The organism is Paraburkholderia sp. USG1, assembly GCF_031570135.1.
In the GTDB taxonomy this organism is placed as follows: Bacteria; Pseudomonadota; Gammaproteobacteria; order Burkholderiales; family Burkholderiaceae; genus Paraburkholderia; species Paraburkholderia dioscoreae.
The window spans coordinates 40,500-57,696 of record NZ_JAMWXW010000048.1; the positions used below are offsets into that span (position 1 = coordinate 40,500).

The following is a 17,197-nucleotide window of genomic DNA, read 5'->3' on the forward strand; positions in this document are numbered from 1 at the left end:
GAATGACATCGCCCAAGCCTGCCCCAGACGCTGCGCGCGCTACCGAACCGAAAGGAGAGAAGGGGCGCCAGCGCGTCGCGGCGATCATGGCGGCCGGGGTCGCCGTGTTCACGGAAAAGGGTTATGACGCAGCCACGATGACCGAGATCGCGGCCCGCTCCGGCACCGCAATCGGCTCGCTCTATCGATTCTTTCCGTCGAAGGAAGCGCTCGCCGACGCGCTGTTGCTCCGCTACGCGCTGCATGTCAAAAATGCACTTGCCGAGATGGCGCAACAGGTGCCCGACATGACGCTCGAAAGCGTGGCGGACTCGTTTGTCGACTTCATGCTCGTACTTCAGTCGCAGCGAAGCTTTGCGGCCGCCCTCGTGGACGCGCGCGGCGGCAATGCCGACGAACGTGCGCGGTTTCGCGAAACCATGCGCGGCGGAGTAGCGGACATCTTGCGCAAAGCGGTTCCCGGCCTGAAGCAGGCGAAGGCGAAGGTCATGGCGGTCGTACTGATCCACATGCTCAAGGGTGTGGTCAGTACCGCCAGCGAAGAGCCCGCAGCACGAGCCATGCTCCTTGCCGAGGTCCGCGAACTCGTTCGTATGTATCTTGCGTCGGTATCGGGGCGAGAGAAGTAAATCGATCAACGGCGTGCAGCTTTGCGCGAGATGCAGTCGTTGTCGGCCGGAATTCCCGCTATCTCACGGCCCGAATTCCGCGACCACCTGGTCAATGAAGGCGCGCAATTTCGGCGTGGGCCGCCTGGCGGTAAACAGCGCGTGCATTGGCCGTTCAGGCGCCTCGTACTTGCGCAGAAGGCGCACGAGCCGGCCCGCGGCAATGTCGTCCTTGACTGCGATTTCCGGTGCGAGAGCAATGCCGAAGCCGTCGATCGCCGCGGAAATCAGGGCCTTCGTATCGTTCGCGTGAAAGCGCCCGGTGACCGTCACAGCATGTTTGCCGCGCGCGCTGCCGAACACCCACTCGTTGTACGGCGGAAGCGACGTGAAAGAAAACCCCAGGCATTCATGCCTCGCGAGCGCCTCCGGCGTTCTGGGTTCGCCACGTTCCTTCAGATAGGCCGGCGAAGCACAGGCGAGCAGTCGATACGGCATTAGCGGTTTTGCGATCATCGAAGAATCCGACAGAGGGCCGAGCCGGATCGCCACTTCATAACCTTCATCGACGAGATCCACAAACCGGTCCGTCAACGTGAGATCAACCTGGACCTCAGGATTCGAGCGAAGATAGCGCGTGATCAACGGCGCAAGGCAACAGGATCCAAATGTGACCGGGGCAGTTACACGTAGCCGCCCGCGCGGCGACGCCGAGAAATCCATCGCTACCGATTCCGCCGCCTCGGCGTCCGCGAGCAGGGCCTTGCAGCGTTCATAGAAGATCTGGCCGATTTCGGTCAGGCTTTGACGGCGGGTTGTGCGGGCGAGCAGCGGCGCGCCGACCCGCTCTTCGAGCGCAATCACATGTCGTCCAGCCATTTGCGACGAGATGCCGAAGGCGAGAGCCGCCGCCGCGAACGAGCCGCTTTCGGCGGCTTTCACGAAGATAGCCATGCTGGTCAGACGGTCCATGATTCCCCACTCATAGTTTCTACAGGCGAACCGGAATCATCGTTTATCTCGTTCGGGTTTTCAATCATAGTTATTGCACTGTCCGCGCGGTCAACGGCGCCGCTCGGCGAATTCGATAGGAGATCGAAAATGAAGATGGGTATTCTCGGTGCGGGATTTATTGGCAGGGCGATGGCGACGCTGGCAAAACAGAGCGGGTACGAAGTCATGATCAGCAATTCGCGAGGGCCGGAAACGCTGATGAGCACGGCGGCGGCGATCGGTTGTCGCGTCGGAACGGCGCGGGAGGCTGCGGCATTCGGCGACGTGGTGGTGGTGGCGGTGCCGCTTCGCAGCTATCCCGCATTGCCGGCAGCGGAACTGGAAGGGAAGATAGTGATCGACACCTGCAACTACTATCCCGACCGCGATGGCCATATCGACGTGCTGGACCAGTACGCTATGACCACGAGCGAACTGATGGCGGGCCATTTGCACGGAGCGCGGCTGGTGAAGGCGTTCAATGCGATTCTCGCAAAAGATCTCGAAACCGATGGCACGCCGGCTGGAACGCCGCACAGACGTGCGTTGCCAATGGCGGGGGACGACCTGGCGGCAAAGCAGGTGGTAGCCGGCATTCTCGATCAGTTCGGCTTCGATGCTGTCGATGCCGGCTCGCTGTCCGGGAGTTGGCGCTTCGAACGGGCGAAGCCTGTCTATTGCGTTCGGCTGAACCGTGCCGGTGTTCTGGAGAAGCTGGCCGAAGCGAAGCGGGATGTGGAGTTGCCCCACGGTTCGTGGCGGCGTTGAGCCTGCCGTTGCTTGTTGGCAGGCGGCAACGCGGGAGCATCGCCGGGAAAACTTCGGTCGGTGCCTTCCACGGTCCACGGTCGGTATCTTTCAGAATGCACGCTGATGTCTATACTTTCTTTGCCTCGCGAACTTCATGAAAGCCGAATGTTTTAATTCATTCCTGCATTTCGCGCCGGCTCGCCAATCTTTCCGGTCTGAATCCTGGTGATGGCGACGCGGCTGGCCGGCGCGGCGCGGGCCGGCCGAAGCGCTGAAAGTCATCCGGACACATGGATGAAACACCCGGTGGTATTGACGGTGACGAGGGCATTGAATGTCAAGCGAATGGAAGCAGCGCATGAAACTGTTTGTCCAGCGCTTCTGGCAGCCGACCAGCGCGTGCATGACCTGTATGCCGGGCAGCTGGGCCAATATCATGAGTCTCTCGCACTGGACAATTGCATTACAGACCGGTCTGCTGACCGGCCTTCTGGCTGTACTTCTGACTTTCACGCCCGCGGCCGGGTTCTACAGGCGTCGATATGGCAATGCGCTAATTGTCGGCTTGCTGACAACGATAGGCGATTTTTACTCGCATGAGAGCCACTACCGGATCCCCTATGTGGAGCACATCGTGACAGGTGCGATTTCCGGTCTTCTGACGTTGGCCGCGTCATATCTCTTCGAGGACCGCGCGCGTCGACTTCGCGCGGCATGGGCGCGGGTTTTCGGGTAGCGGCGTCCATCACTTGCGGTCACTACGCGTATCGGGTATCGGCACTCGGCAACCGTCGGCGAAGTCGTGTGTATGATCCGCGCTCATGACTGCGGCTCTACCGGCAACGACACGCCGCAGCCGCCTCCACAACCGATCTGGAGTTTTAATGAGTTCAGGCACGCAATCCGGAAATGACCTCCCCGGAAAACAGGAACTGGAAGCCATGTCGGTATTCCGCTACGAACTGCGCAAGTTCTTGCGCGTGTCGGAAGAGATCGCCAACGCGGCAGGAATCACCACGCTCCAGTATCAGTTGCTGTTGCATGTGCGCGGGTTCGCGGGGCGGCGGTGGGCCACCGTCGGTGAATTGGCGGAACGTCTGCAGGCCGCGCCGAACGGCACGGCTGCGCTCGTGTCGCGCTGCGAATCGGCCGGTCTGGTGACGCGAAAGGCCGACGCGAGCGATCGGCGTCAGGTGCAGGTGCACCTGACGCCAAAGGGGGAGCGTTGTCTGCTTAAACTCGCGGCAGAGCACAAGGCGCACTACGGCTCGTTCGGCTGGGTGTTCGGCGATACGGCGAAATAGCCCTTTACGTCGCGCGCATGCGTGTCGAACCGGTGGGCAGCACATATATGTCACAATGTGCCTTATTTGCCTCCACGCGACGACATCCCGATGCACCTCCATGCTCTTGTTGACCGACGCACGATCCTGCGCATCAGACGCCTCTGGTTGCACTACGGCATCTTCTGGCTCGGCGCGATCGCAACGGGGCTTGTCGCCGTCATGTACGCGAAGCTGGTGGATTTCGGCTACGCCACCTTTTTGCGCTATACGACTTCGTTCTGGTGGTTGCCGTTGTTCCTTACACCGGCGGTCGCAGCGCTCGGCGTGTGGATCACGCGGAGCTGGTTCGCGGGCGCTGAAGGCAGCGGGATTCCGCAGGTTATTGCGACCCTGCATGAAGGGCGCGAGCTGGGCCCCCGTCTGCTCAACATGCGCATTCTGATCGGCAAGATCGCCGTGTCGTTCCTGTCGATTCTGGGCGGCTTCACCATTGGCCGCGAAGGGCCGACCATCCATGTGGGTGCCGCGCTCATGTTCAGCTTGCGGCGATTCTATCCGGCGCGTTTGCGCAGTATTCGGGGCGCGGCGCTCGAGCGCAATCTGGCCCTGGCGGGCGCCGCTGCCGGACTGTCCGCGGCATTCAACGCGCCTCTCGCAGGGGTCGTCTTTGCGATCGAGGAACTGACGCGCAGCTTCGAACAGAGAACCAGCGGCGTCCTGATCACTGCGATCATCTTTGCGGGCATCGTCTCGCTCGGCTTGCAGGGCAATTACACATACTTTGGCACGATCGATATCGACGGGCACTTTCCGGATATGCTCGCCATTGCCGCGGTCATGCTGGGCGCGGTCACAGGTGTTGCGGGCGGCGCGTTCTGCTGGCTGCTGTTGAACACGGACCGCTGGATGCCGGCACGCCTCGTAGTGTGGCGGAAAGGACATCCGGTGGCCTTCGGTGCCGCATGCGGGCTGGTTATCGCGGTGATCGGCGTTGCCGCCGGCGGTCATACGTTCGGCAGCGGTTATGCGGAAGCACGCGGCATGCTCGAGGGAAGTTCGAGGCTGGGCGCGAGTTACCCGATTCTGAAGATGGCGTCGATGATCGGCTCGTATTTGCCCGGCGCGCCCGGGGGACTGTTCGCACCTTCGCTGGCCATCGGCGCGGGCATCGGCAACGCGCTGCATCTCGTGTTCGGGCAGATGCAGTTACCCATGCTGATCGCGCTCGGCATGGTGGGTTATCTCGCTGCGGTTACGCAGAGTCCTATCACGGCATTTGTCATTGTGATCGAGATGATCAACGGGCACGCGCTGGTGCTTTCGCTGATGGCGACAGCGTTGATCGCCAGCCAGGTGTCGAGGCTGTTCGCTCCGCCGCTCTATGAAGCACTGTCGAAGCGGTACGTTGCCGGCTGAGCGTCGAAGCCGGGTCTGATATCCTGGCTTCTTTCACGGCTCGCAGGAGAAGAACACATGGACCGTATGGCGGTGCTCGAACAGGGCGTGGACGTTGCGCTTCGCATGGGCACGCTTGACGATTCGACCATGGCCGCGAAACGCATTGTGAGGGGACGTCGGCTGGTTGTCGGCGCGCCGCGGTATTTCGCCGAAGCGGGTATTCCGACAACACCGGCCGACCTGAGCCGCCATCAGGCGATCGTGTACTGGCTGCGAGGCGGAAGCGAGTCCTGGTCGTTCAGCCGCGACGACGCGCCGAAGTCGCCGTGGCTGTAACAGGCAGCGACGACGAAAGCGCGTGCCTTCGTCGCTTTCGTCGAACACGTGTTGGGTGTTGCGCCGACGGTATAGAAGTCGATTGGCAATCCGCTGTTGGCCACACGGCGGCGCTTTCCTGAAACACGATCTCGCATTGGCTAACGACAGCGCTTAGCGCAACGCTACGCAAGCCATAACCCGTCATCTCAAGAAACGTCTTTTGCTAATTGGGCATTAATTAAACGGGCCTTTGGCCGTTAGCAAGGAGACCTCGTCCGCTCGGACCGACCAGCAGGAACATGCATGTGCCGTCAACGGATCATGTACTGAGCAGATTCCACTGGCTGCCATCATTGAAGTTTCGCTACGACTTACCATGACAATCAAAACAAAACTCCGGATTCTGATGCTCGTCGCGCTGATCGCCATTGGGGGCGGTATCGCTGTGACGGCAATCGGATTCAACGCCGTGAACGATGCGCAGGCGGCCTCGCATCGCCGGGAGACGCAGGTACGCGGCCTGACGGAAATCAAGGCAAGCGCGCTCTCTACAGTCGAGCTCGATCCGGCTTCAGAGGATACTAAAAAGATCTTTGCCGACGCGGAACGGAACATCGGCAAATGGGCTGAGATCATTGACCCGCTGTTCAAATCTCCCGATCAGCAAGCAAGGCTCAAGATACTGCGCGCGCAATGGAACGCTTATGATCAGAAGTCGCGTCAGTTAATCGAACTGGCCGCCCGCGATCCCAAAGCGGCCAACGATCAGGTCGCTTCGCTCTATCATTCCGACTTTCAGCCGCTTGCTGCATCGATCGAGGCAACGATCACCGAAGCAGGCAAGCGGGGCCAGCAGGCTGCGGAACTCGCCGATCGCACCAGCACGAATGCGGTCGGGACGGTGATCACGGTATTGGTGGTTGCAATGGCGATTGTGGTCGGATGGATTTTCCTGTTGTCCCGTTCGATCCAGCGAGCGCTGGGCGGAATCCAGGGGACGTTGCAGCAGGCGAGTGAATCACTCGACCTGACGCAGCGTGCATCGGTTGAGGGTAAGGACGAAATCAGCCAGACGGCGGTCGCCTTTAATCACCTGATGGCCCGGATCGCAGAGGTGATGGCCGCTGTACGGGACTCGGTGGAATCGGTGAGCACGGCCTCGAAGCAGATTGCCGCAGGCAATGTCGATCTGTCGAGCCGCACCGAAGAGCAGGCCGCTTCGCTTCAGGAGACGGCGGCGAGCATGGAGCAGTTGACCGGCACGGTGCGGCAGAACGCGGAGAATGCCCGGCAGGCCAATGGCCTGGCACAGTCATCCGCCACAATTGCCGTAAGGGGAGGCGACGTGGTGGCCGAGGTGGTCGCGACTATGGGAGAGATCAACGCCGGCTCGGCGAAGATTGCCGACATCATCGGCGTGATCGACGGGATCGCGTTCCAGACCAATATCCTCGCACTCAATGCTGCCGTGGAAGCCGCACGCGCAGGCGAACATGGCCGGGGTTTCGCCGTGGTGGCCACCGAGGTGCGCACGCTCGCGCAACGCTCGGCCGCAGCGGCCAAGGATATCAAAACGCTGATCGAAACTTCCGTGAACAAGGTCGAAACGGGCACAAAGCTGGTCGATCAGGCGGGCAGCACAATGGGCGAGATTGTGATCAGCATCAAGCGGGTGACGGACATCATGGGCGAGATCGCGGCGGCCTCGGACGAGCAGAGCAAGGGTATCGATCAGGTCGGGCAAGCAGTCACGCAGATGGATGAAGTCACCCAGCAGAATGCGGCGCTGGTGGAACAGGCCGCAGCCGCCGCGCAGTCGCTGGACGATCAGGCGAAGAAACTGCATACAGCGGTTAGTGTTTTCAAGCTCTAGGTCCGGCATGTAGCCGGCGCACGGGCCCAATGCGTTGTTAAATCGATGACTGCTCCACTTGGGTAACATCCTCTCGCGCGAGGATCGCCGCCCCAACCGGACGCTCAGGCGCCGCTGGCGATCGGCGCTTCGAGAAGACAGCCAAACTCGCGGGCAAAGTCGACAGAAACGCGCGCGTGAACTGCGCCCTGCTTGTCAAAGAACCGCTGCGTCCCTCGAAGAGTGAACACACCTTCGTGCCAGATGTTTGGGTGGATGTAGAGACCCTGCTGGCCGTCGAAGCGAAAGCACACGAACTTCTCCGGCGTAATGTCGTCCCCCGGCAATGCGAGTGGAACGTAGAACGGAAGATGATCGAGAGGAAAAAACAGTTGTCCGCCGTCCGGGTGGTAGTTCGCGTGCCAGAGCAGCATGCGTTCCGGTGCATTGGCGTGGTCGTCGCGGGCAGCTTCAGGCTCCCTTGCGTACGCAAGGATGTAGTGACCGCCCACGGCCTCGTTTCGGCCGTAGAGAATATCTCCGCGCCACTCGCTCACAAATGTCCCTTCGGTCGTGCCGGCCTCGTCACCGGTTCCAGAGTCGATGGGCCTTGTTCCCACCGCGGGCCACTGCACGATCTCGATCGGGCACTCGCTCGGGTCTGTCACAAGCCTGCCAAAGCCATCGAGCGTGGCGGGGGTCGCGTCGACCACGGGCATCGATACGCGTCGGAGGCCAGGAGGAAGGGCGGGGTTGAGGTAATCGATTTCTTGGGACATCAGCATAGTTTATACGAGTCGAAAATCTGGCACGCAGGTGCTCGAATACACGCCTCCCCAAGCTGATCCGCTTGAACTAATATATTTTTCGACCTAATTGCACCGGAAAAATATATTGGACGTCTTACTCGCGCTCTCGCACTATTCGTCCATTCCCATCGCACCACCGCGCGTTTGCGCGAGCCATCACTGCCCGTAACGGGCACCGGCGGGGCTGCGCTGGAGTGCAATTCACATTCAAACGACCCCCAATACCTGAGGATACAGATGCCTGAATATCGTTCACGAACTTCGACTCATGGTCGCAACATGGCCGGCGCGCGCGCCTTGTGGCGCGCCACCGGCATGAAGGACGGCGATTTCGGCAAGCCGATTATTGCGGTGGTGAACTCGTTCACGCAGTTCGTGCCGGGCCATGTGCATCTGCGCGACCTGGGCGCGCTGGTCGCGAAGGAAATCGAAGCGGCCGGCGGCGTCGCCAAGGAATTCAACACCATCGCCGTGGACGACGGTATCGCCATGGGTCACGGCGGCATGCTGTATTCGCTGCCGTCGCGCGAACTGATTGCCGATTCCGTGGAATACATGGTCAACGCGCACTGCGCCGACGCGATGGTCTGCATCTCCAATTGCGACAAGATCACGCCGGGCATGCTGATGGCCGCCATGCGCCTGAACATTCCCGTCGTGTTCGTCTCCGGCGGTCCGATGGAAGCGGGCAAGGTTACGTCGCCGAAAGACGGCCAGGTGATCGCCAAGATCGACCTGATCGACGCGATGATCAAGGCGGCCGACTCGAAGGTCAGCGACGCGGAAGTCGCCGAAATCGAGCGCAGCGCCTGCCCGACATGCGGTTCCTGCTCGGGCATGTTCACCGCGAACTCGATGAACTGCCTGACCGAAGCGATCGGTCTGGCGTTGCCGGGCAACGGCACGATCGTCGCCACGCACGCATGGCGCAAAGGTCTGTTCGAGCAGGCCGGCCGCCTGGTGGTGGACCTGTGCCGCCGCTACTATCAGGAAGAAGACACGTCGGTCCTGCCGCGCAGCATCGCCAGCAAACAGGCGTTCGAGAACGCGATGGCGCTCGACGTGGCTATGGGCGGTTCGACCAATACCGTGCTCCATCTGCTGGCGGCAGCGCAGGAAGCCGGCGTCGATTTCACCATGTCCGACATCGATCGCATCTCGCGCAAAGTGCCGTGCCTGTGCAAGGCCGCTCCCGCCACCGACAAATACCATATCGAAGACGTCCATCGGGCCGGCGGCATCCTCGGCATTCTTGGCGAACTGGCGCGCGCGGACCTGCTCGATCTGTCGTGCGGCAACGTGCATAGCGGCACACTGGGCGACGCGATCGCCAGATGGGACATCGCCGGCGGCGCGGGCGAGGAAGCGCAGAAGTTCTTCCGCGCGGCGCCGGGCGGCATTCCGACCACCGTCGCGTTCAGCCAGGAAGCCACGTTCGCCTCGCTGGATACCGACCGCAAGACCGGCTGTATCCGCAGCAAACAGGACGCGTATTCGAAAGACGGCGGCCTCGCCGTGCTGTACGGCAACCTGGCGGACAAGGGTTGTATCGTCAAGACCGCCGGTGTCGACGAATCGCAATGGGTTTTCTCCGGGCGTGCGCGCGTGTTCGAGAGCCAGGACGACGCTGTCGAAGCCATTCTGGGCGACAAGGTTGTGGCTGGCGACGTGGTCGTGATCCGTTACGAAGGTCCCAAGGGCGGCCCCGGCATGCAGGAAATGCTTTACCCCACGTCGTATCTGAAATCGAAAGGCCTGGGCAAGACCTGTGCGTTGTTCACCGACGGCCGTTTCTCCGGCGGTTCGTCCGGGCTGGTGATCGGGCACGCGTCGCCGGAAGCGGCCGAAGGCGGCACGATCGGCCTGGTGGAAGAGGGCGATGTGATCGAGATCGACATTCCGAAGCGCAAGATGCACCTGGTGGTGTCGGACGAGGAGTTGGCGCGCCGCCGGGACGCTATGGAGGCACGCGGCGACAAGGCGTGGATGCCGGCGGCGCGTGAACGCGTGGTGTCGCAGGCATTAAAGGCTTATGCGGCGCTGGCCACGTCCGCTGATCGCGGCGCGGTACGGGACATCTCGCAACTGAAGCGCAAGTGACGCGCAACGGTTCTGTCGCGGACGGCCGCGCACTCGTTTTCACAACGAGCGCGGGCCGTCCGGGTTTTTCCGGCTCTGTGTGGACGGTTGTTCGGTTGCCTGGCATGGGCTTTACTGCGCATGGCATCCGGCACTGCCTTTCGGCTGCCGGATTTTGAGCAGTCCGTTCCTGCTTATGGGCAGACCGTTGGCCGCAATGCTTATTTATGACTGTTTGATGGATATGGAGCCGCACTGGTCGCCATAAATCTCGATCCGGTTGCGTCCCCGTTCTTTCGCTCGATACAGTGCCTTGTCGCCTCGAGACAGCGACTGGTAGGCGCCGATATCGGTTACCCGCATTATGTCGATGCCGATGCTCACGGTTAGCGCGAGGTGCTCATCGCCATGCTGCAAGGGGGTTCGCGCGGTGCGGTGCTGAACGCGTCCAGCGAGTGCGATGGCGGCGTCGGTATCGGTATTGGGCAGCACCATTGCGAATTCCTCACCACCGAGCCGGCCCACGATGTCGCCGGCACGCACTTCGGCTCGTAACAGTGCGGCGAAGTGGCTGAGCGCGCTGTCGCCGGCTGCGTGTCCCCAGCGGTCGTTGAGCGCCTTGAAGTGATCCAGATCGAACATCAGCACGGCGGCTACGCGACCGCCGGCACGCCGGATGCGCGCCAACTCCGCTTCGCTTTGCATCATGAAGTGGCGGCGATTGGGCAACTGGGTCAGGAAATCGATGGTTGCCAACTCCTGTAGCTCGGCCTCGATGTGCTTGCGATCCGTCACATCGGTGATGAAGCCGTGCCAGAGCGTGCTGCCGTCGTCCAGCCGCCGCGGCCGGGCATCGCCCTGCCGCCAGCGCAAGCCTTGCCGCGGCAGCCGTACCCGGTATTCCAGGTGCCACGGCAACAGACTTGCCGCCGATTCTTCAAGCGATTCCCGGTATGCGGCCAGATCGCGTGCATCGATCAGTGCGTCGATCGTCGCCGCGCCCGTCGCAGCCTGCTGCGGCGTCAGCTCGTAAATATCGCGAATGCCTTCGCTCGTGTAAGGGAAGAAGGCGAGCCCGTCGGGCATTCGCCTGTACTGGAAGACCATGCCCGGAACCTCGTCGGTCAGGTTCGTGACCATCTCGATGGACTGCTGTAGCTGCGCGGCCATCTCCCGCAACGCGGTAATGTCGGTCGACGTGCCGACCATGCGCATTGCGTGACCGTTGCTGCCGCGCTCGACCACCTTGCCGCGGCTGCAGATCCACTTGTAGCTGCCGTCCTTGCAACGAATCCGATGCTCGACTACGTAGCTGTCGGTCCTGTTCTCGAAGTGGCTCTGCATCGTTGCATGGACGTATGCGCGGTCATCCGGATGCAAACGAAGATAAGCGTCTTCCATCCGGTTACTCAGCTCGTGCCCCTCATAGCCGAGCATGGCCTTCCAGGCCGGCGAGTAGTCGATTGTGCCGATGACGACATTGCGATCCCAGATACCGGTCCCGCTGCCGGCAAGCGCCAACGTCATGAGCTCGCCGCCTGTCTCCAGTTCTTCGACGCGGTTACGCAGCGTTGCGATTGCGTGCGCGCGTTCGAGTCCGTGGGCGACCATCCCGGCCAATTCGCGCAGGAATTCCCGTTGTGCGTCATCGAGGCTGCGAGGTAAATCGTCTAGCAGGCACAGCGCACCCAGATGGCGCCCGTCGGCGCCTGTTACTCCACAGCTTGCGTAAAAGCGCGGCCAGCGCACAGCAAGGTCGCGTGCCTTGCCGCCGAAACGCTCGTCGTCCCATGTATCCGGCACCACGACCGTCCGGTCCGGTTTTGCGCTTGCCTGGAACGGCGGACCGGACAGGTCCGGAGGCAGCATGTGGGGTAACGAACCGTCGATGGCATGAATTCTCTGACCGCGCGCGTCGGGCAACGTGACCATTGCGGTTGCGACGCCGAAATGAAACCGCGCGATCCGTGTCAACGCCCGGCATTCCATGTCGGCCGGCGTTATTGCGAGACCGCTGGCCCCGGTTGGGGAATAGGGACCGGCGTCTTCATCGGAAATGGTGCTAGCCAGCATGGGGGCGCATTACGGTAGGAGGTCGCGAATCGAGGCAGGCAATTGTATAACGGCGACGAACGTCACGAATTGAGGGGAAAGGGGCCGATGACCATGCCGGAATAGACCGCTGCGATGGTGTCGGTTCGAAGAGCGGTTCAGGGGCGAAATGACTATTTGTCGATGCTGTCCGGACGTGTGGGGTGAGCGTGATCCGTGGGTAGTTCATTCTGTATCACAAGTTCCATGAATCCTGAACCCGGGTCGCGCTCACGGGAGAAGCGATATTCGGGAAGAAGCACCAGCAATATCTCTGCGGTTGTGCGGATCATGCAACCGCGCGCCACGTGACCACCAGACACCTGGCCACGCGGGTCGGCAACCGACATGTGCAGATGCGCTCCGTTGGGCCGAAATCGTCGTTCGCCGCTATCCTCATGCCGCTGCTCGACGAGTTCTGTCGCGAGCACCCCGGTATTCAGCCGGATGTCCAACTCGATGACGGTATCGGCAACTGGGTGCTGGATCGCGTCGATGTCGGCTTCCGGATCGGGGCGTCGGCCAGCGAGGGCGTAATTGGTCGACAGCTATTCCCATCCAGATGCTTGTGTGCGCGACACCCGACTATCTCGAAGCGTACGGAACGCCATCGACACTGGACGACCTGGCGGCGCACCGCTGTAGCGTGTTCCGGCATCCCGTCACGGGCAAGGTCGCGCCTTGGTACCTGAGCTTCGATGGCAAGCTCGAACATCGGCAGATGTCCCCCGCGTTTGCGACCAACGACACCGAACTTGAAGTGCAAGCCGTACTCGCGGGGCAAGTGATTGGACAACTCGCGAGTTTCTCGGCTGCGTCCCATGTCCGGGCGGGACGACTGGTGCCAGTCCTCCTGCAGCATATGAGCGCGCACATCGGGTTGCATCTTTATTACGGAAACCGAACTGCTCAGCCCAAGCGAGTCCGAGCCTTTCTGGATCTCGCCTTCGCTCGCCTGCATGACTGCAACGATTACGTGCTCGCGGACAAAGAGCTTGCGCGGTTCAAGTCGCGATTGAAGCGGTTCACCGGCGCGTCGTAGCGCACTCAGCCTGTACGATACAAATCTCGTGTCCGCTAACTGTGTATGTGCGGCCGGACTTCGATGCAAAGCGGCCTTCGCCGGCGTTACATCCGCTCACGCATATCGCGCGAGAAACATATCAGCGGCCGATTCCGCGATCTGCCTTTGTTCCCGTTCGCCAAGCGGCGCCTGGCCCATCGTCACCTGCGGCCAGAACGCAAAACCCTTCACCAGCGCCTGCAACTGCAGCGCCGCGAAAAGCGGATCGTCGGTCTTGAGACGGCCGTCCGCGGCGGCGGCACGCACCCACACGGTCAGGTCTTCCTCGCGTTCGCCGAGGCGGGCAACCATGTCCCGCGCCCGCTCCGGCGAATGGATACCGGCCGCGATCGCCACACGTGCAAGCGACAGAAAGGACTCGTCGTTCAGCAACCGAAGCTTGCGGCTCAACAGGTCGAGCAGTTGTGCGCGCAACGGTTCGTCGGCGCGGTAGGCGGGAACATCGCCCTGCTGGCTCGCGTCCCACAGTTGATGGAGAATCGCCGCGAAAAGTGCTTCCTTGCTTGGGAAATGGTTATAGACCGTACGTTTCGAGGCGTTCGCGCGCGCGGCGATACGATCCATGCTGGTCGCGTCGTAGCCGGCCGCGAGGAATTCCTCGATTGCGGCGCTAACAATGGCGACACGCTTACGATCAGTCAGGCGCTGAGGGATGGCACGGATGGCACTAGATTCCATACAGAGATTTTACACCGGGCAGTTTACTTTTCTCGAAAATAAACTACACTGCGGAGTGTACATTTTTTCCCCGGACCGCCTACCTTATGACGTCGCTTCCCGCCTTTGTCAGCCGCGTGCTCGGCGTTACCGCCGCGCAACGCGGCCGCGCGTTGTCCAGCCACTCACCTCAGCATGACGGCGAACGCTTTCGCAACGCCAAGCCGCGTCCCGCCGAAGGCCTGCGCAAGACACTGGGCATTGTGTGGAACGTGCTGTTCAACAAACCGCGCGGCACCGTGCCGACAGCCGCGTTGCCGATCGAAGCGCTGACGCGTTCGCAACTCGACGCGGCACCGGACCGCAGCCTCTACCGGCTCGGTCATTCAACGATGCTGCTGAAGCTGCGCGGCCAGTTCTGGCTGACCGATCCGGTGTTCGCCGAGCGCGCTTCTCCGTTCCGCAATCTCGGCCCGAAGCGCTTTCATGCGCCGCCCATCGCGCTCGCCGATTTGCCGCCGCTACGAGGCGTGATCCTCTCGCACGACCACTATGACCACCTGGATCGCGAAACCGTGCTTTTGCTTGCGCAGAGCACCGGCGTGTTTCTGACACCGCTCGGCGTCGGCGACCGGTTGATCGAATGGGGCATCGACGCCTCGAAGGTACGGCAATTCGACTGGTGGCAAGACACTGAGGTGGACGGCATGCAGTTCACCGCTACGCCCGCGCAGCACTTTTCGGGTCGTAGCCTGTTCGACGGCAACAGCACGTTATGGGCGTCGTGGGTGATAGTCGACGATGATCTGCGCGTGTTCTTCAGCGGCGACACTGGCTACTTCGATGGGTTCAGGACTATCGGCGAGCGCCTCGGACCATTCGACGTCACGCTGGTCGAGACCGGCGCATACGACGAGCAGTGGCCGTACGTTCATATGCAGCCCGAAGAAACAGTGCAGGCGCACATCGATCTGCGCGGCCAGTGGCTCGTGCCGATTCACAACGGCACTTTCGACCTCGCCATGCACCACTGGCAGGAGCCGTTCGAAAGGGTGATGGGGCTGGCTCTCGTGCGCGGTGTCGCGCTGTCGACGCCCGGCATGGGCGAGCGGCTGGATCTGAGCGCGCCGCATCGCGGCGAACGCTGGTGGCGCCACGCCGTCGAGCCCGCCGCCGCGCCAAAGGCCGCCTGGCGTCTATGTGCTTCGCGCAATGTCGGGGACGCGAAGTCTTCGTGATTGCTTGTGCGCGTCGGGTGATCCGTGAATGACAGCGGACAGAGGTCGCCGGATTAACCTGTTCGGGGTTTCGTTGTCCGCGGTGCACAACGCCGCGACGCGCGCATGAATATGACCTTTCATGTTTGAGCCGCAGGGCGCCGTGCCTTAGACGAAACTCACGCGGATCCTGTCTGATCCGTTGAACGCTTTGGATGCGCTTCCCGTTCCAGATACCCGAGACAGAGCGATTCAAGTTCAACGCGAAACTTCCGGATCATTGATTGCGGCGACTTCGCTTCAAGCAGCAAACGTATGGGACCGACCAATGCTCCCATGAACATGAAAGTGGTCATGGCAATGTCGTCAAAATCCGCATCGGAGGCCGTCTTCAGCATGGCTTCCAGCGCCGCGCGGTTGCGCGCCTCCACTTCGCGAACATAGCTGCGTGAATCGAGTTCGAGGGCAACCGCGTATAGGGCGCGCGATTCGTCCAGATTCTCGGTTTTTGCTTTTACGAATGCCGCAACCACAGCCTTCACCATTGCCGACAAAGAAGCGTGGTGCGCTGACGCAGCGGCTTTTTCCATCGCGCTCACCACTCTTTCCAGATGCCGCTGCAGCACGGCAAAAAGAAGCGCCTGCTTTTGAGGAAAGTACTGGTAAAGCGTTCCAACCGATACTCCGGCTCTTTCCGCCACGCGGATGGTGGTAAGTCGCTGCAACCCCTCAGCCAGCAAAACCTGAATAGTCGCATCGAAGATCGCGTCCACAGTCGCCTGGGAGCGCGCCTGTTGCGGCTGTTTGCGGGCGTTCAGCCCCTGTCCGTTATCGGTCCGCATATGCGAATTCACAATCTGAATGATTATTCGTATTCTATCCGCACACCCCGCAGCTACGGAAACGACAACCCGAAAGAAGGAGTGCATCAATGACTGAAGTTACGCGGGCCGGCATTTTTCAACTTGGCGATCTGCCTGTTACGCGCATGGGCTACGGCGCGATGCAGCTAGCAGGCCCTCACGTTTTCGGCCCACCGAAAGACCGCGGCGCAGCGATAGCCGTGCTGCGTGCCGCTATCGAAAGAGGAATCACCCACATCGATACGAGCGATTTTTATGGCCCCCACGTCACAAATCAGCTTATCCGCGAGGCGCTTCATCCCTATCCTGATGCGCTGACCATTGTCACGAAGGTAGGTGCCAGACGAGGTAGCGATGGATCGTGGAACGCTGCGTCGTCAGCGGCCGAACTGGAGTCGGCGGTGCACGACAACCTTCGCAATCTCGGTCTCGATGCGCTGGACGTCGTGAACTTTCGTGTAATGTTCGACGTCGCGGCACCGACCGAGGGCGACATTGAAGAGCCTTTGACGGCGCTCGCGGCGCTTCAGGCGAAAGGCTTGATCCGGCACATTGGGCTGAGCAATGTGACCGCAACGCAGGTGGCGCAGGGACGCGCGATTACGAGCATTGTGTGCGTGCAGAATATGTACAACCTCGTTCACCGGAACGACGACGCACTGATTGACCATCTTGCAGAAGATGGCATTGCCTATGTCCCGTTTTTTCCGCTCGGGGGCTTCTCTCCGCTGCAAGCCGATGCGCTGAGCGACGCTGCGGATCGATGCGATGCGGCACCGATGCAGGTCGCCCTGGCATGGCTGCTACAGCGCGCGCCGAACATTCTGCTGATACCCGGAACCTCGTCGGTCGAGCATCTGGAACAGAACATTGAAAGCGTGAATCTTCAGTTGCCGGAGAATGTCCTGGCGTCGTTGGACACAATCGGTGCCGGGGATACGCAGGACTGAGTCGATTGGGCTTTCGAGGCCGGATCAAGGAGAGAGTCGCAAAGCGGTCTCTGTGCGGTTAGTCACTGAGTGCCGCTCGATACTTCATTCCCCGACGATGTGTCTACGTGAGTTCTGGGGCGGCCCCCGTGAAAACCGGACACGAGGAACGCTTAAACTTTGAGGTAGTCTTACGCCTATGTTTAAGCCCAGCTCTAACGTGGAACCCATTGAAGTTTTGACCCAGCCCGAACAGCGCCGCA

The 17,197-nt window shown here is 61.3% G+C and carries 15 protein-coding genes and 2 pseudogenes; 11 read left to right on the plus strand and 6 right to left on the minus strand.

Features of this window, described 5'->3' with window-relative positions; all coding sequences use genetic code 11:
* Positions 1–2 precede the first annotated feature (2 nt).
* Positions 3–629: a TetR/AcrR family transcriptional regulator gene (locus NE850_RS37125; protein WP_007176064.1), complete on the plus strand. Its 627-nt coding sequence runs from the start codon at positions 3–5 to the stop codon at positions 627–629.
* 63 nt (positions 630–692) lie between these two features.
* Here the strand turns inward: NE850_RS37125 and NE850_RS37130 are convergent, their stop codons facing one another.
* A complete protein-coding gene (locus NE850_RS37130) occupies positions 693–1,580 on the minus strand; it encodes a LysR family transcriptional regulator (RefSeq protein ID WP_007176065.1) in 888 nt (295 codons plus the stop codon).
* Positions 1,581–1,709: 129 nt separating this feature from the next.
* On the opposite strand from NE850_RS37130, the gene NE850_RS37135 reads away from it, so the two are divergent.
* From NE850_RS37135 to NE850_RS37160, 6 genes are all read left to right on the plus strand, one after another.
* Complete coding sequence (locus NE850_RS37135; protein ID WP_007176066.1) at positions 1,710–2,369, plus strand: NADPH-dependent F420 reductase; 660 nt, start codon at positions 1,710–1,712, stop codon at positions 2,367–2,369.
* Positions 2,370–2,685: 316 nt separating this feature from the next.
* A complete protein-coding gene (locus NE850_RS37140; protein WP_007176067.1) occupies positions 2,686–3,087 on the plus strand; it encodes a hypothetical protein in 402 nt (133 codons plus the stop codon).
* A gap of 148 nt (positions 3,088–3,235) precedes the next feature.
* Positions 3,236–3,655, plus strand: coding sequence for a MarR family winged helix-turn-helix transcriptional regulator (locus NE850_RS37145; RefSeq protein WP_007176068.1), 420 nt, complete (start codon positions 3,236–3,238; stop codon positions 3,653–3,655).
* Between the two features lie 90 nt (positions 3,656–3,745).
* Entirely contained in the window at positions 3,746–5,053 is a 1,308-nt protein-coding gene (locus NE850_RS37150; protein WP_007176069.1) for a chloride channel protein, read from the plus strand.
* 57 nt (positions 5,054–5,110) lie between these two features.
* Positions 5,111–5,371, plus strand: a complete 261-nt coding sequence (locus NE850_RS37155; RefSeq protein WP_035516416.1) for a LysR substrate-binding domain-containing protein — start codon at positions 5,111–5,113, stop codon at positions 5,369–5,371.
* A 232-nt stretch (positions 5,372–5,603) separates the two neighbouring features.
* On the plus strand, positions 5,604–7,226 hold the full coding sequence (locus tag NE850_RS37160) for a methyl-accepting chemotaxis protein (RefSeq protein WP_310700231.1): 1,623 nt from the start codon (positions 5,604–5,606) through the stop codon (positions 7,224–7,226).
* A 104-nt stretch (positions 7,227–7,330) separates the two neighbouring features.
* Here the strand turns inward: NE850_RS37160 and NE850_RS37165 are convergent, their stop codons facing one another.
* Positions 7,331–7,984 carry an ureidoglycolate lyase gene (locus NE850_RS37165; RefSeq protein WP_035516993.1) on the minus strand — a complete coding sequence of 218 codons (654 nt, stop codon included), beginning with the start codon at positions 7,982–7,984 and terminating at the stop codon, positions 7,331–7,333.
* Between the two features lie 267 nt (positions 7,985–8,251).
* Here NE850_RS37165 and ilvD point away from each other — a divergent pair, with 267 nt between their 5' ends.
* Positions 8,252–10,114, plus strand: coding sequence for a dihydroxy-acid dehydratase (gene ilvD / locus NE850_RS37170; RefSeq protein WP_310700232.1), 1,863 nt, complete (start codon positions 8,252–8,254; stop codon positions 10,112–10,114).
* A gap of 204 nt (positions 10,115–10,318) precedes the next feature.
* On the opposite strand, the gene NE850_RS37175 is transcribed toward ilvD, so the two are convergent.
* Together NE850_RS37175 and NE850_RS37180 are read right to left on the minus strand one after the other, a co-directional pair.
* The gene (locus NE850_RS37175; protein ID WP_310700233.1) at positions 10,319–12,166 is read right to left on the minus strand and encodes a diguanylate cyclase; all 1,848 of its coding nucleotides are present in this window, start codon (positions 12,164–12,166) and stop codon (positions 10,319–10,321) included.
* A 152-nt stretch (positions 12,167–12,318) separates the two neighbouring features.
* Positions 12,319–12,555: pseudogene (locus NE850_RS37180) on the minus strand (PCC domain-containing protein); the annotation flags it as partial.
* On the opposite strand from NE850_RS37180, the pseudogene NE850_RS37185 reads away from it, so the two are divergent.
* Positions 12,541–13,226 (plus strand): annotated as a pseudogene (locus NE850_RS37185) (substrate binding domain-containing protein); the annotation flags it as partial. The pseudogenes NE850_RS37180 and NE850_RS37185 overlap by 15 nt on opposite strands.
* 96 nt (positions 13,227–13,322) lie before the next feature.
* Here the strand turns inward: NE850_RS37185 and NE850_RS37190 are convergent.
* Positions 13,323–13,946: a TetR/AcrR family transcriptional regulator gene (locus NE850_RS37190; RefSeq protein WP_310700234.1), complete on the minus strand. Its 624-nt coding sequence runs from the start codon at positions 13,944–13,946 to the stop codon at positions 13,323–13,325.
* 86 nt (positions 13,947–14,032) lie between these two features.
* Between NE850_RS37190 and NE850_RS37195 the strand changes: the two genes are divergently transcribed.
* The gene (locus NE850_RS37195) at positions 14,033–15,163 is read left to right on the plus strand and encodes an MBL fold metallo-hydrolase (RefSeq protein WP_007176075.1); all 1,131 of its coding nucleotides are present in this window, start codon (positions 14,033–14,035) and stop codon (positions 15,161–15,163) included.
* 158 nt (positions 15,164–15,321) lie between these two features.
* Here NE850_RS37195 and NE850_RS37200 read toward each other — a convergent pair whose 3' ends face one another.
* Positions 15,322–15,984, minus strand: coding sequence for a TetR/AcrR family transcriptional regulator (locus tag NE850_RS37200; RefSeq protein ID WP_007176076.1), 663 nt, complete (start codon positions 15,982–15,984; stop codon positions 15,322–15,324).
* An 89-nt stretch (positions 15,985–16,073) separates the two neighbouring features.
* Here NE850_RS37200 and NE850_RS37205 point away from each other — a divergent pair, with 89 nt between their 5' ends.
* Positions 16,074–16,955, plus strand: coding sequence for an aldo/keto reductase family oxidoreductase (locus tag NE850_RS37205; RefSeq protein WP_310700235.1), 882 nt, complete (start codon positions 16,074–16,076; stop codon positions 16,953–16,955).
* Positions 16,956–17,197: the final 242 nt, after the last annotated feature.

Excerpts from the sequence above, each read along its gene's own strand:
- NE850_RS37205 (WP_310700235.1), top strand. The coding sequence starts at position 16,074 with ATGACTGAAGTTACGCGGGCCGGCATTTTTCAACTTGGCGATCTGCCT.
- NE850_RS37135 (WP_007176066.1), top strand. The coding sequence starts at position 1,710 with ATGAAGATGGGTATTCTCGGTGCGGGATTTATTGGCAGGGCGATGGCG.
- NE850_RS37195 (WP_007176075.1), top strand. The coding sequence starts at position 14,033 with ATGACGTCGCTTCCCGCCTTTGTCAGCCGCGTGCTCGGCGTTACCGCC.
- NE850_RS37150 (WP_007176069.1), top strand. The coding sequence starts at position 3,746 with ATGCACCTCCATGCTCTTGTTGACCGACGCACGATCCTGCGCATCAGA.
- NE850_RS37165 (WP_035516993.1), bottom strand. The coding sequence starts at position 7,984 with ATGTCCCAAGAAATCGATTACCTCAACCCCGCCCTTCCTCCTGGCCTC.
- NE850_RS37145 (WP_007176068.1), top strand. The coding sequence starts at position 3,236 with ATGAGTTCAGGCACGCAATCCGGAAATGACCTCCCCGGAAAACAGGAA.
- NE850_RS37130 (WP_007176065.1), bottom strand. The coding sequence starts at position 1,580 with ATGGACCGTCTGACCAGCATGGCTATCTTCGTGAAAGCCGCCGAAAGC.
- NE850_RS37140 (WP_007176067.1), top strand. The coding sequence starts at position 2,686 with ATGTCAAGCGAATGGAAGCAGCGCATGAAACTGTTTGTCCAGCGCTTC.
- NE850_RS37175 (WP_310700233.1), bottom strand. The coding sequence starts at position 12,166 with ATGCTGGCTAGCACCATTTCCGATGAAGACGCCGGTCCCTATTCCCCA.
- NE850_RS37155 (WP_035516416.1), top strand. The coding sequence starts at position 5,111 with ATGGACCGTATGGCGGTGCTCGAACAGGGCGTGGACGTTGCGCTTCGC.
- NE850_RS37125 (WP_007176064.1), top strand. The coding sequence starts at position 3 with ATGACATCGCCCAAGCCTGCCCCAGACGCTGCGCGCGCTACCGAACCG.
- NE850_RS37200 (WP_007176076.1), bottom strand. The coding sequence starts at position 15,984 with ATGCGGACCGATAACGGACAGGGGCTGAACGCCCGCAAACAGCCGCAA.
- ilvD (WP_310700232.1), top strand. The coding sequence starts at position 8,252 with ATGCCTGAATATCGTTCACGAACTTCGACTCATGGTCGCAACATGGCC.
- NE850_RS37190 (WP_310700234.1), bottom strand. The coding sequence starts at position 13,946 with ATGGAATCTAGTGCCATCCGTGCCATCCCTCAGCGCCTGACTGATCGT.